The organism is Streptomyces sp. NPDC023481 (assembly GCF_055560195.1).
Window position 1 is genome coordinate 518,858 of sequence record NZ_JBVHJE010000001.1, and the last position, 14,332, is coordinate 533,189.

8 protein-coding genes are annotated in these 14,332 nt (G+C 74.1%); 7 read left to right on the forward strand and 1 reads right to left on the reverse strand.

The features are described 5' to 3' along the window. Positions 1-116 precede the first annotated feature (116 nt). From ACZ3ZD_RS02535 to ACZ3ZD_RS02560, 6 genes are all read left to right on the forward strand, one after another. Entirely contained in the window at positions 117-2,729 is a 2,613-nt protein-coding gene (locus tag ACZ3ZD_RS02535) for a protein kinase (protein WP_467392636.1), read from the forward strand. Positions 2,730-2,891: 162 nt separating this feature from the next. Continuing rightward, positions 2,892-4,646, forward strand: a complete 1,755-nt coding sequence (locus tag ACZ3ZD_RS02540) for a serine/threonine-protein kinase (protein ID WP_467392638.1) — start codon at positions 2,892-2,894, stop codon at positions 4,644-4,646. A 109-nt stretch (positions 4,647-4,755) separates the two neighbouring features. After that, complete coding sequence (locus tag ACZ3ZD_RS02545; RefSeq protein ID WP_467392640.1) at positions 4,756-6,519, forward strand: serine/threonine-protein kinase; 1,764 nt, start codon at positions 4,756-4,758, stop codon at positions 6,517-6,519. A 153-nt stretch (positions 6,520-6,672) separates the two neighbouring features. Continuing rightward, the gene (locus ACZ3ZD_RS02550; protein WP_467392642.1) at positions 6,673-7,791 is read left to right on the forward strand and encodes a serine/threonine-protein kinase; all 1,119 of its coding nucleotides are present in this window, start codon (positions 6,673-6,675) and stop codon (positions 7,789-7,791) included. Between the two features lie 136 nt (positions 7,792-7,927). Continuing rightward, positions 7,928-9,541, forward strand: coding sequence for a succinic semialdehyde dehydrogenase (locus ACZ3ZD_RS02555; RefSeq protein WP_467392644.1), 1,614 nt, complete (start codon positions 7,928-7,930; stop codon positions 9,539-9,541). Between the two features lie 102 nt (positions 9,542-9,643). After that, positions 9,644-11,452: a GMC oxidoreductase gene (locus ACZ3ZD_RS02560; protein WP_467392646.1), complete on the forward strand. Its 1,809-nt coding sequence runs from the start codon at positions 9,644-9,646 to the stop codon at positions 11,450-11,452. A gap of 556 nt (positions 11,453-12,008) precedes the next feature. On the opposite strand, the gene ACZ3ZD_RS02565 is transcribed toward ACZ3ZD_RS02560, so the two are convergent. Next, positions 12,009-12,338, reverse strand: coding sequence for a chorismate mutase (locus ACZ3ZD_RS02565; RefSeq protein WP_467392648.1), 330 nt, complete (start codon positions 12,336-12,338; stop codon positions 12,009-12,011). 403 nt (positions 12,339-12,741) lie between these two features. On the opposite strand from ACZ3ZD_RS02565, the gene guaA reads away from it, so the two are divergent. Next, positions 12,742-14,322 carry a glutamine-hydrolyzing GMP synthase gene (guaA, locus tag ACZ3ZD_RS02570; RefSeq protein WP_467392650.1) on the forward strand — a complete coding sequence of 527 codons (1,581 nt, stop codon included), beginning with the start codon at positions 12,742-12,744 and terminating at the stop codon, positions 14,320-14,322. Positions 14,323-14,332: the final 10 nt, after the last annotated feature.

Below are 14,332 nucleotides of genomic sequence, written 5' to 3' on the forward strand. Positions count from 1 at the left end.
GGCGCGTGAGAATCCGTCATCTCTCGATGCGGGGTTGCCTCCGGCACGTATCGTGAAGGATCGCGGACCGTACGCAGCCGCATGCGTGAGCGAAACGGACCGCGAGGCGATCGGACATGACCAACCGGGCGGCCGGGGGAGGCACAGTGGACGACTACGCGGGCCGGGTGCTCGCCGACCGCTACCGCCTGCCGCTGCCGCCCTCCGACGAGTACGAACTCACCGAGACCCGGGCCTTCGACACCTACAGCGGTCAGGAGGTCCTCGTCCGGCAGGTGCCGTTGCCGGAGGTCGTCGAGGCCGAGGTGCTCGACGCGGAGGGACTGCCCGAGGGGTTCACCGCACGGCAGGGCGGCCGCCGGCCGCCCGACGGCAGGACCGCCACCCGGCAGCCCGCCGACCCGGCGGTGCGGCGCGCCGTCGAGGCGGCGCAGGCCGCGGCCGGCATCCCCGACCACCCGCGCCTGGACCAGGTCTTCGACGTGTTCGCCGAGGGCGGCTCGCTGTGGGTCGTCAGCGAACTGGTGGCGGCGCGTCCGCTGGCCGCACTCCTCGCCCAGCAGCCGCTGTCGCCGTACCGGGCGGCCGAGGTCGCCTCCGACGTGCTCATGGCGCTGCGGGTGCTGCACGCCCACGGCTGGGTGCACCGCAATCTCACCGCTCGTACCGTCCTGGTCTGCGACGACGGCCGTGTGATGGTCACCGGTCTGGCGGTCGGCGCGGCGGAGGAGGCGCTGTGCGGGTACGACCCGGTGCCGGCGCCCGAGGCCCCGGACCCGGCCGGTGAGCCGTACTCCGCCGACGGCCCCCTCGGCTTCGGTCCCGGCGCGGCGGGCACGGAGGCGCCCGGTGACCCGGTCGCGGACCTCGATCCCGAGGCCGCGCGGCGGGCCGCGATCCAGGCACGGGCGGCCGGCGGTCTCCCGGCGCCGGACGCGAACGGGGTGGCACGCCCCGCGGGACAGCCGGCCCCGGAGAGCGGCGCCGACATCCGGGCCGCCCGGGCGGGGGCCATCGCGGCCTACCGCGCGGGCGCCCGCGCCGCCTCCCGGATGCACGAGGCGCAGCAGAGGGGGCGCGCGGCTCTGCCCGGTGCGCGCTCCTCCGGGGAGGGCGACGCCGGCACGGGAGGCCAGGAGGGCACGGGGGCGGCGTCGTTCTCCCCGGACGCCGGGGCGGCGCGGTATCCGTACGACTCCCCGGACGCCGGGAGCGCGGGGCCGCCCGGGCGGACAGCCGACCCCTACGGGGTGCGGGGTGCCCCCTGGCGCGGTGCCGCGCCCCGTACCGGAGCCGGCGGCGCGCCCCCGGCCTCCCTGGACGCCGGTCCGCTCCGGCCGGGGCTGCCCGCGGCGGATCCCCGGCCCTCGCGCGCCTCCGTGCCGGGCCAGGGGTACGGGCCGGACGCCGAGCCGGGCTCGCGGTCCGCCGTGCCCGCGCAGAGCGGCGGCCGGTGGGACGAGCCGGGTGCCGTACGCCGGGGGCCCGGGACCGCGCTGGCCGCCGAGCGGGCGCGGCAGGTGCGGATGACCGTGGTGGGGCCGGTGACCGAGCGCTGGGCGCCGGAACAGGCCGGCCCCGTGCACGAGAACTGGCAGCTGGCGGCGCCGATCGGCCCGGCGACCGACCTGTGGGCGCTGGGCGCCCTGCTGTTCCGGGCCGTACAGGGGCACGCGCCCTACCCGGAGGATTCGACGGCCGAGCTGGTGCAGCTGGTGTGCGCCGAGCCGCCCGCCTTCGCCGAGGAGTGCGGCCCGCTGCGCCCGGTCGTGGAGTCGCTGCTGCGTCAGGACCCCACCGAGCGGCCCGACGTGGAGGAACTGAGCGGCTGGCTGCGGTCGCTGGTGCGGTCCGCGCCCGAGCCGGACGCCGGTACCCGCGTGGTGCCGGTGCCGCCCGCCGACCCGAGCCGGCTGCCGATCGTGCGGCGCCGCGGCGAGTTGGTGCGCCGGCGGCGCGCCGGACTGCCCGCGGCCCATCCGCACGGCCGGCACAAGCGGGCCCGGGAGGAGGCCCGTTCGCCGCGCAGCCTGGGCCGGACCCTGCTCCTGCTGGTCCTGCTCCTGCTGGCCGGCGCGATCGCGTACGCGATGCTGTTCATGCCGAAGCAGGGCGCGAGCGGCGCGGCGGGCGGCGACCGTACCGGCAGCGCCGGACAGGCGAGCCCCGCGCCCTCGAACACCGGGCAGCCGTCAGGCGGTCCGGGCACACCGGGCGGTGAAGCGACCGCCTCCGCGCCCGCGACCGAGACGCAGACCGGCGGGGACCCCTCCGTTCCGGACGGGTTCACGCTGCGCAAGGACCCGGACGGCTTCCAGGTCGCCGTCGCCGAGGGCTGGGACCGCACCCCGAAGAACGGCAGCGGCCAGGTGGTGTACACACACGGGAACTTCGAGCTGATCGTCGTACCGGGCCGGGACGGCACGTCCGCGTACGGCAGCGATCCGATGGTCTACCAGCGGGACAAGGAGCGCGAACTCCAGCCGTACCGCGACTCCAGCTGGGCCACGGCCGCCGGGCTGCGGACCATCGAGGTGGGCGGACGGACCATGGCCGAGGGGCAGTTCACCTGGACCGACGGGCAGGGCCGGGACCTCTTCGTGCGGAACATGGCCCTGCTGCTGAACGGGAGATACCACATCGTCCAGGTGCGCGGCCCCGAGGCCGAGCGCGACGAGGTGACACGGCTGTACGAGCAGGCTACCGCGACGTATCGCTACACCGGTTGAGCAGCGCGTACACGAGGGCGGACGAAGTGGCTCCGGTTCCCTTTCTCGCGCGGAAATGACCATCGTCACAGTGCGGTTTCCTTGGGACCCCACTGGTTCCCTGCGAGCAGGCCGGTCCTTAGTCTGACCCAGTCAAGAGCATTGCGGGGCAACGTGAATCAGATGCAGGGCCTGCTCATAGCGGGCCGCTACCGGCTCGCCGACTCCATCGGCAGCGGCGGCATGGGCCGGGTGTGGCGCGCCCACGACGAGGTGCTGCACCGGCAGGTCGCCATCAAGGAGTTGACCGCCGCGCTCTACGTCTCCGACAGCGACCAGGCCGTCCTGCTCGCCCGCACCCGGGCCGAGGCGCGGGCCGCCGCGCGCATCAACCACTCCGCCGTCGTCACCGTGCACGACGTGCTGGAACACGACGGCCGCCCGTGGATCGTGATGGAACTGGTCGAGGGCGCCTCGCTGGCCGACGCGGTCAAGGAGCGGGGGCGCGTGGCGCCGGCGGAGGCCGCGCGGATCGGGCTGTGGGTGCTGCGGGCGCTGCGCGCCGCGCACTCCGCCGGGGTGCTGCACCGGGACGTCAAGCCGGGCAACGTGCTGCTCGGCGACGACGGCCGGGTCCTGCTCACCGACTTCGGCATCGCCCAGATCGAGGGCGACACCACCATCACGCGCACCGGGGAGGTCGTCGGCTCCGTCGACTACCTGGCGCCCGAACGGGTCCGCGGCCACGACCCCGGGCCCGCCTCCGACCTGTGGGCGCTCGGCGCCACGCTCTACACGGCGGTCGAAGGGCGCTCGCCGTTCCGGCGCACCTCGCCGCTGACCACCATGCAGGCGGTCGTCGAGGAGGAGGCCGGCGAGCCGCTGCACGCCGGTCCGCTCGCCCCGGTCATCGCCGCGCTCCTGTGCAAGGAACCGGCCGGGCGACCGGGCGCGGAGGAGGCCGAGCAGATGCTCGCGGAGGCCGCGGAGGGGCGCCGCCCGCGCGCGGCCCAGGCCTTCGTGCCGACCCACGGCTCGGGCATCCACACCCGCCCGGACCGGGACGCGCCCGCCTCCGACCACGGCGTGGACCGCGGGACATCGGGCGCCGGCCAGGGCTCGGGCCCCTCCGGCGGTGGCTACGGCCCCGGTTCCGGGACTTCGTCCCCCGGGCACGGCGCGGTGGCCACCGCTGGCGGTGGCGGCGGTGGTCGTTCCGCGACCGGGCCGACGGCGGTGGCGCCGGCGGACGGCGTGTTCGCGGCGGGCGGCTCGGCGCCGGCCCGGCCCCGCCGGCGGCTGCGCACCCTCGCGCTGGTCGTCGCCGTCGCGGCGGTGCTCGGCGGCGCCGGGGCGATGGCGATCCAGCGGTGGGGCGGCACGGACACCGGCTCCGGCGGCGGTACGAGCCCGGCCCCGGCGCCCGCCGACAGCGCCACGCCCGCCGCCGAGGGCGCGCTCCCGGCCGACTGGAGGACGTACCACGACCCGCTGGGCTTCAGCCTCTCCCTGCCCAAGGGCTGGAAGCGCAAGGTGTACGGCATCGACGGCGACCTCAAGCAGATCGACTACACCCCGGACAAGGGCCTCCACTTCGTCCGCATCGCCATCGACACCTCACCGGACTACTTCGACGCCCTCTCCCACCAGAAGGACCTGGAGCTGCAACTCCAACGCCTGGTCGACTACCGGCGCATCACGCTGCAGGAGAACCTCTACCGCGACCGCAAGGGCGCGCGATGGGAGTACACCTGGACCGCGCTGAAGAAGGACCCGCCCTACGTGGCCGGTCCGCGCCACGCCGTCGAGGAGACGTACTTCTCGCGCCAGGGCACCGAGTACGCGATCTACATGTCCTCACCGGCCGGTGACTGGTCGACGACCGGCAAGCAGTTCTCCTGGGTGCTGCGCGGCTGGCAGCAGCCGGACGAGGGCTGAGCCGACCGCACCGGCGCGCCCGAGTCGGCCGAAAATGGCTGGCTGCGCGGGGTGTCTTGGCCGGGCTGCGCCCCGGAGGGCGGGCGTCCCGTGCGGCATGATGGGGCGCATGGGGACCGAGGGAGCCGGCTTCCGGCTGATCGCGGGCCGTTACCGCCTGGAGGAACGCATCGGGCGCGGCGGCATGGGCGTCGTGTGGCGGGCGAGCGACCAGGTGCTCGGCCGCCGGGTGGCGGTCAAGGAACTCCTCCCGGACGACTCGCTCCCGGACGACGACGCGCGCCGCCGCCGTGACCGCACGTTCCGCGAGGCCCGAGCGGTCTGCCAGTTACGGCACCCGCACATCATCGTCGTGCACGACGTGGTCGAGCAGGACGAACGGCCGTACCTGGTCATGGAGTTGATCGACGGCTGCTCGCTCGCCGAACGGATCGTCCGGCAGGGCCCGGTGGACGCCGCCGAGGCCGCGCGGATCGGGGTCGCCCTGCTGAGCGCGGTACGCACCGCACACGAGGCGGGGGTGCTGCACCGGGACATCAAGCCCGCGAACGTCCTGATCGAGGCCGGCACCGACCGGGTCGTCCTCACCGACTTCGGTATCGCGCAGGTCGAGGGCGCCACCACGCTCACCGAGACCGGTTCGTTCGTCGGTTCGCCCGAGTACACCGCGCCCGAGCGGATGTCCGGGCTGCGCACCGGTCCGGAGTCCGACCTGTGGTCGCTGGGCGCGCTGCTGTGCACGGCGCTCAGCGGCGAGTCGCCCTTCCGGCGCGACTCGCTCGGCGGCATCCTGCACGCCGTCGTCACCGACGACATCCGCCCGCCGGTCCAGGCCGAGCCGCTGCTGCCCGTCGTACGGGGCCTGTTGGAGCGCGACCCGGACCGGCGGCTGGGCGCGGCGGACGCCGAGCGGATGCTGCGGACGTACCTGGAGACCGGCCGGACGCCGGACGCGCCGGGCCAGGGCGCCCCGGGGACGCACGGCGGGCTCATCCACCGCATCGGCGCCGGCCGCGCGGCGAAGCCCCCGGTGCCCTACTCGCCGGCCCGACCGGACCCGCCCCACGGCACACCGCCGCCCGCGGAGGCGGCCCCGGCCCGCTCGTCCCGGCGCGCGGTCCTGGTGGCGGCGCTGCTCGTCGCCGCGCTGGCCGGGGCCGGCGTGTCGGCCGCGACGCTGCTGCTGCACCGGGGCGGGGACGGGGGCGGCGGCACCCCGGGCGGTACGGCGACGACCCCGGCGACCCCGGCGAGCCGGACCGGTACGGCGGGTACGTCCGGTACGGCGACGTCCCGGACCGGTACGGCGGGTACGTCAGGTACGGCGACGTCCCGGACCGGTACGGGGGGTACGGCCGGGTCGCCCACGCCCACCGGGACCCGGCCGGGGCCGACGGCCACCGCCGGTCCCGGCGGCTCGCACACCGCGCCCTCCGGGTACCGCACCGCCCGGGACCCGGCCGGCTTCTCCCTCGCCGTACCGGAGCACTTCACCCGCAGCGCACAGGACCAGCGCGTCTTCTACCTCTCGCCCGGCGAGGTCTTCCGCCTGGGCATCAGGATCGGCGCGCCCCAGCCGGGCGGTCCCGAGAGCGTGATGAACCGCTCGGCCGCCGCCGGCCCCTCCACCAACCCCGGCTACCACGACGGCCGGGTCACCCGCACCGCGCACGACGGACACCCGGCCGCGTTCTGGGAGTTCACCTGGGACGGCTTCAGCGCGGCCGAGGGCCCCCGGCACACCTACGACCTGTGCTGGGAGCAGAACGGGCTGCTGTACGACGTATGGGTGTCGGCGCCGGTCGGGAAGGTGCGGGAGGCGCGGGAGTACTTCGACGTGGCGGTCGACACGTTCTCGGCCCCGGGCGCGTGACGGGTTCGCCGTACCGGTCCGCCGTACCGGTCCGCCGTACCGGCTCGCTGTACTGGTGAGCGTGCGGGCCGGGGACCCGGGGCCGCACCGGTCAACGCGCCGCCGCTGGCACCCGTTTCGACAACGGCCCGCCGCGCACGGTACTCATGGGGCATGACCGAAGACGGCGAACACCCGCCCGACGCACGTCTGATCGGTGGCCGCTACCGGCTGGCCGGGCGCCTCGGGGCCGGACCGGCCGGGATCGTGTGGCGGGCCCGGGACGAGCCGGGGCGGCGCGAGGTCGCCGTCAAGGAGCCGCTGCTGCCGGGCGATCCGGCCGCCGACGAGGACAGCGGGCGCATCGCGCACCGGCTGCACCACGAGGCCCGGGCCGCCACCCGGGTGCGCCACCCCTCGGCCGTCACGGTGTACGACGTCGTCAGCGAGGCCGGAGTCCCCTGGATCGTCATGGAGTTGGTGTCCGGCGAGTCGTTGCGCGAGGTGCTACGGCGCGGGCCGCTGCCGCCCGAGGAGGCCGCCCGCATCGGTCTCGCGGTGCTCGGCGCGCTGCGCGCCGCCCACGCCGTCGGCATCGTCCACCGGGACGTCAAGCCGGCCAACGTCCTGCTGGAGTCCGGCACCGGGCGGGTCGTCGTCACCGACTTCGGTGTCGGCGGCGGTCACGCGCCGGACGGGCCCGCCGGTTTCGTCGCGCCCGAGCGGGCGGCGGGTCCCGGCGCCGGCCCGGCGAGCGACCTGTGGTCCCTGGGCGCGCTGCTGCGTGCCGCGGTGGGCGACACGGACCCCGGCCCGCTGGGCCCCCTGCTGGACCGGCTCCAGGCCCAGGAGCCGGCGGCCCGTCCCGACGCGGCGGAGACGGAGGCCGCGCTCCAGGCCTACCTGCGCCTCACCGCCGTACCGCAACGGACACAGGAACCCGCCGGGGAACCCACCACACCGACGCCGACCCTCCCGGGCCCTACGACCGTGAGCCCCGGCCCTGCATCCGCCGCTCCGGAGGCCGCCGCCCCCGGGCCCGCCGTTCGGGGCCCCGCGTCCGCCGCCCCGGGCTCTACGCCCGCCGTCCCGGGCTCTATGACCGTGAGCCCTGGCCTGGCATCCGCCGTCCCCGCGCCCGCCGTTCCGGACCCAGCGCCCGCCACCTCGGATGCCGCACCCGCCACCCCGGCCCCCGCACAAGACACCCCGCCCCCCGAGCCTCCCGCCCCCCGCCGCACCCCCCTGGCCGCGCTCGGTCTGCTCCTGGCGCGAAAAAGCGAAGGGGACTGATCGTTCCCGGCCCGCTCCCCTCAACGCCCTGATCAGCGCGTTGTCTGCCAGTGATCGCTGGCAGCGTGTGAGCGGTCGGTGAATCCCCGTTACCGACGGGTACACAAAGCCTCCGCCGCGGCATACCCTGCGCGTCATGACGGACACGCAGGCCTCGGACATCGCCGGTACCAACCCGCTCGCGCCCGCCCCCGAAGGCGCCCGCACCGCCGCCGACGTGGTCACGCCGGAGTGGGTGGCCCAGCTCACCAAGGGCGTCATCGGCTCCGGCCGTACCGCCAACCACACCCCGTTCACCGGCGAGAGGCTGGCCGAGCTGCCCGAGTCCACCCCGGAGGACGTCGGCAAAGCCTTCCAGGCGGCCCGCGCCGCCCAGGCCGTATGGGCGAAGGTCCCGGTCCGGCAGCGGGCCGCCGTGCTGCTCCGCTTCCACGACCTGCTGCTGGAGCGGCAGGGCGAGGTCCTCGACCTGGTCCAGCTGGAGACCGGCAAGGCCCGCCTGCACGCACACGAGGAGGTGCAGGCCGTAGCCGTCGCGGCCCGCCACTACGGCCGGCGCGCCGCCGCCTACCTCAGGCCCAAGCGGCACACGGGCGCCGTACCGACCCTGACGAAGGTCACCGAACTGCGCCACCCGCGCGGGGTCGTGGGCCAGATAGCCCCCTGGAACTACCCGCTGGAGCTGTCCGTCGGCGACGCCCTGCCCGCCTTCGCCGCCGGCAACGCCGTCGTGATGAAGCCGGACACCGAGACCTGCCTCACCGCGCTGTGGGCCCGCGACCTGCTGATCGAGGCCGGGCTGCCCGACGGCGTGTTCCAGGTCGTCCTCGGCGAGGGCCCGGTCGTCGGCCCGGAACTGGTCAGGCACGCCGACTACGTCTCCTTCACCGGCTCCACCCGCACCGGCCGCGAGGTCGCCGTGGGCGCCGCCTCCCGTCTGGTCGGCGTCTCCCTCGAACTCGGCGGCAAGAACGCCATGCTGGTGCTGGAGGACGCCGACATCGAGAAGGCCGCCGCCGGCGCCGTACGGGCCTGCTTCTCCTCCGCCGGGCAGCTGTGCATCTCCATCGAGCGGCTCTACGTCCACGAGTCGATCGCCGACGCCTTCCTGGAGCGGTTCGCCGCCCGCACCCGGGCCATGCGGCTCGGTAACTCCCTCGCCTACGGCGCCGACATGGGCTCACTGGTCGGCGAACGCCAGCTGGAGACCGTCGAACGGCATGTGCGGGAAGCCGTCGACAAGGGCGCGAAGGTGATCGCGGGCGGGGTGGCCCGCCCCGACATCGGCCCCTACTTCTTCGAGCCCACCATCCTCGACGGCGTCGAGCCCTCCATGTCCGTCTGCGAGGAGGAGACCTTCGGCCCGGTCGTCTCCGTCTACCGCTTCAAGAGCGACGACGAGGCCGTCGAACGCGCCAACGCCACGCCGTACGGCCTCAACTCCTCCGTGTGGACGACGAACGCCCGCCGCGGCCGGGACGTCGCCGCCCGCCTGCGCACCGGCACGGTCAACGTCAACGAGGGCTACGCGCCCGCCTACGGCAGCGTCCAGTCCCCGATGGGCGGCATGAAGGACTCCGGCCTCGGCCGCCGCCACGGCTCCGAGGGCATCCTGAAGTACACGGAGGCCCAGACGGTGGCGCAGCAGCGGCTGCTGCCGATGGCGCCGTCGCTCGGGATGGACGACGAGTCCTACGCCCGCTTCATGAGCACGAGCCTCCGCCTGATGAAGGCGTTCCGGTTCCGCTAGACCACCGCGTCACCACCACCCCCGATACACGCACCCCCGATACACGCACACCCGTTCAGACCACCCCGTTCAGACCACCCCCGTTCTCGACGAGGAGAGCACGTGTCGCAGGAGAAGTCCGTCCAGACCCGGGACGACGAGGGCGGGTACGACTACGACGTCATCGTGATCGGATCGGGGTTCGGCGGTTCCGTGTCCGCCCTGCGCCTGACCGAGAAGGGATACCGGGTCGGTGTCCTGGAGGCCGGCCGCCGCTTCACCCGCGAGGACCTCCCCAAGAACTCCTGGGACCTGAAGAACTACCTCTGGGCCCCGAAACTCGGCATGTACGGCATCCAGCGCATCCACCTGCTGGGCAACGTCATGGTGCTGGCCGGCGCGGGCGTCGGCGGCGGCTCCCTGAACTACGCCAACACCCTCTACGTACCGCCGAAGGCCTTCTTCGACGACCCCCAGTGGCGGCACATCACCGACTGGCAGGAGGAGTTGAAGCCGTACTACGAGCAGGCCCGGCGCATGCTCGGCGTCCGGCTCAACCCCACCATGACCCCCTCCGACGTGCACCTGAAGGCGGCGGCCCAGCGGATGGGCGTCGGCGACACCTTCCACATGGCCCCGGTGGGCGTGTTCTTCGGCGACGGCGAGGACGCCGACGGCACGTCGAAGGCCCGGCCGGGGGAGACGGTGAACGACCCGTACTTCGGCGGCGCCGGTCCCGCGCGCACCGCCTGCACCGAGTGCGGCGAGTGCATGACCGGCTGCCGGCACGGCGCGAAGAACACCCTGAACGAGAACTACCTCTACCTCGCCGAGAAGGCGGGCGCGGTGGTCCACCCCCTGACCACGGTCGTGTCCGTCACGGACGACTCGCGGGGCGGCTACGCGGTGGCGACCCTGCCGACCGACCGGAAGAAGAAGGGCGAGGGCCGGCTCTTCACGGCCCGCAGGGTCGTCCTCGCGGCCGGCACCTACGGCACCCAGACCCTGCTGCACCGCATGAAGGCCGGCCGCCAGCTGCCGTACCTGTCCGCCCGGCTCGGCGACCTCACCCGCACCAACTCCGAGGCCCTGGTCGGCGCGCAGACCGACAACCGCCGCTACGGCAGGGCGCACGGCGCCGCGAAGGCCGACTTCACCCGGGGCGTCGCGATCACCTCCTCGATCCACCCGGACGAGAACACCCACATCGAGCCGGTCCGCTACGGCAAGGGCTCCAACGCGATGGGCGGCCTGTCGATCCTGCAGGTGCCGTACGCCGAGGGCTCCTCGCGTGCGCTGGCCTGGCTGGCGAACGCGGCCCGGCACCCGGTGCTGGTCGCCCGCTCGCTGTCCAACCGGCGCTGGTCGGAGCGGACCATCATCGGGCTGGTCATGCAGTCGCTGGACAACTCCCTGACGACGTACCTGAAGCCCGGCGGCGTCGGCAAGGGCCTGCTCACCGCCCGGCAGGGGCACGGCTCACCGAACCCCAAGCAGATCAAGGCCGCCACGGAGGCCGCCTCCGCGCTCGCCGCCGAGATCAACGGCTTCGCCGGCAGCAACGTCGGCGAACTGATGGGCACCCCGCTCACCGCGCACTTCCTCGGCGGCTGCCCCATCGGCGACTCCGCGGAGACCGGTGTGATCGACCCGTACCACCGGCTCCACGGCCACCCCGGCATCTCGGTCGTGGACGGCGCCGCGGTCTCGGCGAACCTGGGTGTGAACCCCTCGCTGACGATCACCGCGCAGGCCGAGCGGGCGATGTCGTTCTGGCCCAACAAGGGCGAGCGGGACCCGCGGCCGGCGCCGGGGGCGGCGTACGAGCGGCTGAAGCCGGTGGAGCCGAAGGCCCCGGTGGTCCCGGCGGACGCGTTCGGCGCGCTGCGGCTGCCGTTCCTGGGGATACCGGCGGTGCCTCCGAAGGAGTGAGCGCGGCGGCGGGTGCAGAGGGACCTGCCTCCCCCTCCGAAGGCAGGTCCCTCTCACCGTTTGTTGATCCGGGAGGTTTGATCGGCGAAATGTGAGAAGGGTTGCTTCGGAGGCCCGGGATTGTCGTGTGAGCCGGGTCACATCGAGTGGTGGCTGTCCGAGCGTGGGCATGACGAAGGGCCCCACGGGACGGTGAGGCCGCGGGGCCCTTCGCTCGGTCAGCACCGGCGTCAGGGCAGCGCCGGTGCCCGGGAGCGGCGCCGGGGGGGGGTGCGCCGCGTGTTCGTGTGCCCTGTGCCTGTCTTCAGTTGTCCGCCGGCCGGCCCCGGGCGTCCCCGGAGCCGGCCGTTCTCTTGGGTGACCGGGCTGCTGTCCCCTGCCGTCCGGTCACTTCCTGGAGCGAGGTCCCACGGCGTGCGGCACGACCCGTACGCCTCATCGCTCCAGCGAGCCACGCGTGGTTCTTCGGGCCCGCCCCTGGCTGGCACGGACACCCCGCTCAACGAAGCGGTGCGCGGGCCGGTCACGCGCCGTACGGGTGAGAGCGGGGCCGAACTCAGATACGACCCCGGCTCAGCTCCAGCAGGGTCATGGCGAGGTGGGTGCCGGGCTTGCCGAGGGCGTCCCGGTAGCGGGCGAGGATCTCCATCTCGCGGGAGAGGTGCACCCGCCGGCCGCCGGAGGCGATCCGGGTCTGCTGGACCACGGTGGAGACGGCCACCCGTTCCTGGATGAGGCCGATGATCCGGTCGTCGAGCGCGTCGATGCGCTCACGGGCGTCGGCGATGACCGCTTCGGGGCCGGCCGTGGCTTCCGGGCCGGCGGTGGCTTCCGGGCCGGCGGTGGCCTCCGGACTGATGATGGCTTCCGGGCTGGTGGTGGTCATGTGGGGCTCCTTGTCGGGGAGGCGGCCGCCCTGGAACGACAGGACCCGGAAAACGACAGGCGCCCCGGGCCTTGTCGGCCCGGGGCGCCTGGTAAGTCGCTTGGCGGTTCGCTCAAGCAGCACGACCATGGCAGCCGGCGGGCCGGATGCCATAGGTAAAGACGAAGGTCGAGTGCTTGCGCATGCGGCCAGTATGCCACGGCGCCCGTCCCCGGGGTCGGCGGCCATGTCGTCGGGAAGCGGAGGTCCTGAGCCCCCCCGCCGCGAACCACGGGCCCCGCGCCTTCCCTTTCCCGCCGCGAACCGCATCCTCCCGGGCCACCCCGCCGCGAACCGCGGGCCCCCCGCTCACCCCGTTAGAATCGGAAGTACAGACCCCCGCCCGACCACCAGAAGGCACCCCGTGTCATCAGCGACCCAGTCTGCCGCCACCTCCGACACCGTCCTGGTCGTCGACTTCGGCGCGCAGTACGCCCAGCTCATCGCCCGTCGCGTCCGCGAGGCGCGGGTCTACAGCGAGATCGTGCCCAGCACCACACCGGTCGCCGAGATGCTCGCCAAGAACCCCGCGGCGATCATCCTCTCCGGCGGCCCCTCGTCCGTGTACGAGGAGGGCGCCCCCACCCTCGACCGCGAGATCTTCGAGGCCGGCGTCCCCGTCTTCGGCATGTGCTACGGCTTCCAGCTCATGGCCCAGGCCCTCGGCGGCACCGTCGACAACACCGGCGCCCGCGAGTACGGCCGTACCGACCTGCACGTCGCCAAGAACTCCTCCACCCTCTTCGAGGGCACCCCGGCCGAGCAGCACGTGTGGATGTCCCACGGCGACGCCTGCTCCGCCGCCCCGGAGGGCTTCTCGGTGACCGCGTCCACGGACGTCGTCCCGGTCGCCGCGTTCGAGAACGACGAGAAGAAGCTCTACGGCGTCCAGTACCACCCCGAGGTCATGCACTCCACGCACGGCCAGCAGGTGCTGGAGCACTTCCTGTACCGCGGTGCCGGGCTGAAGCCGAACTGGACCACCGGCAACGTGATCGAGGAGCAGGTCGAGGCCATCCGCGCGATGGTCGGCGACAAGCGCGCGATCTGCGGCCTGTCCGGCGGTGTCGACTCCGCCGTGGCCGCCGCCTTGGTCCAGAAGGCCATCGGCTCCCAGCTGACCTGTGTCTACGTCGACCACGGCCTGATGCGCAAGGGCGAGACCGAGCAGGTCGAGAAGGACTTCGTCGCGGCCACCGGCGTCCAGCTGAAGGTCGTCGACGCCGAGGAGCGCTTCCTCAACGCCCTCAAGGGCGTCTCGGACCCCGAGGAGAAGCGGAAGATCATCGGCCGGGAGTTCATCCGCGTCTTCGAGCAGGCGCAGGCCGAGATCATCGCCGACGAGGGCCCGGCCGTGGAGTTCCTGGTCCAGGGCACCCTGTACCCGGACGTGGTCGAGTCCGGCGGCGGCACCGGCGCCGCCAACATCAAGTCACACCACAACGTCGGCGGCCTGCCCGAGGACCTCGAGTTCAAGCTGATCGAGCCGCTGCGCAAGCTGTTCAAGGACGAGGTCCGCATGGTCGGCCAGGAGCTGGGCCTGCCCGAGGAGATCGTCCAGCGCCAGCCCTTCCCCGGCCCCGGCCTGGGTATCCGGATCGTCGGCGAGGTGACGAAGGAGCGGCTCGACCTGCTCCGCGAGGCCGACGCCATCGCCCGCGAGGAGCTGACCGCGGCCGGCCTGGACCGGGACATCTGGCAGTGCCCGGTGGTCCTGCTCGCCGACGTCCGCAGCGTGGGCGTCCAGGGCGACGGCCGCACCTACGGCCACCCGATCGTCCTGCGCCCGGTCTCCTCCGAGGACGCCATGACCGCCGACTGGTCCCGGCTGCCGTACGACGTCCTCGGCCGCATCTCCACCCGGATCACCAACGAGGTCCGGGACGTCAACCGGGTCGTCCTGGACGTGACCTCCAAGCCGCCGGGGACGATCGAGTGGGAGTGAGCCCCGCTCG

What these genes read in the sequence shown, in the direction of transcription:
- ACZ3ZD_RS02535 (WP_467392636.1), top strand. Translation starts at nt 117, where the DNA reads ATGACCAACCGGGCGGCCGGGGGAGGCACAGTGGACGACTACGCGGGC.
- ACZ3ZD_RS02540 (WP_467392638.1), top strand. Translation starts at nt 2,892, where the DNA reads ATGCAGGGCCTGCTCATAGCGGGCCGCTACCGGCTCGCCGACTCCATC.
- ACZ3ZD_RS02545 (WP_467392640.1), top strand. Translation starts at nt 4,756, where the DNA reads ATGGGGACCGAGGGAGCCGGCTTCCGGCTGATCGCGGGCCGTTACCGC.
- ACZ3ZD_RS02550 (WP_467392642.1), top strand. Translation starts at nt 6,673, where the DNA reads ATGACCGAAGACGGCGAACACCCGCCCGACGCACGTCTGATCGGTGGC.
- ACZ3ZD_RS02555 (WP_467392644.1), top strand. Translation starts at nt 7,928, where the DNA reads ATGACGGACACGCAGGCCTCGGACATCGCCGGTACCAACCCGCTCGCG.
- ACZ3ZD_RS02565 (WP_467392648.1), bottom strand. Translation starts at nt 12,338, where the DNA reads ATGACCACCACCAGCCCGGAAGCCATCATCAGTCCGGAGGCCACCGCC.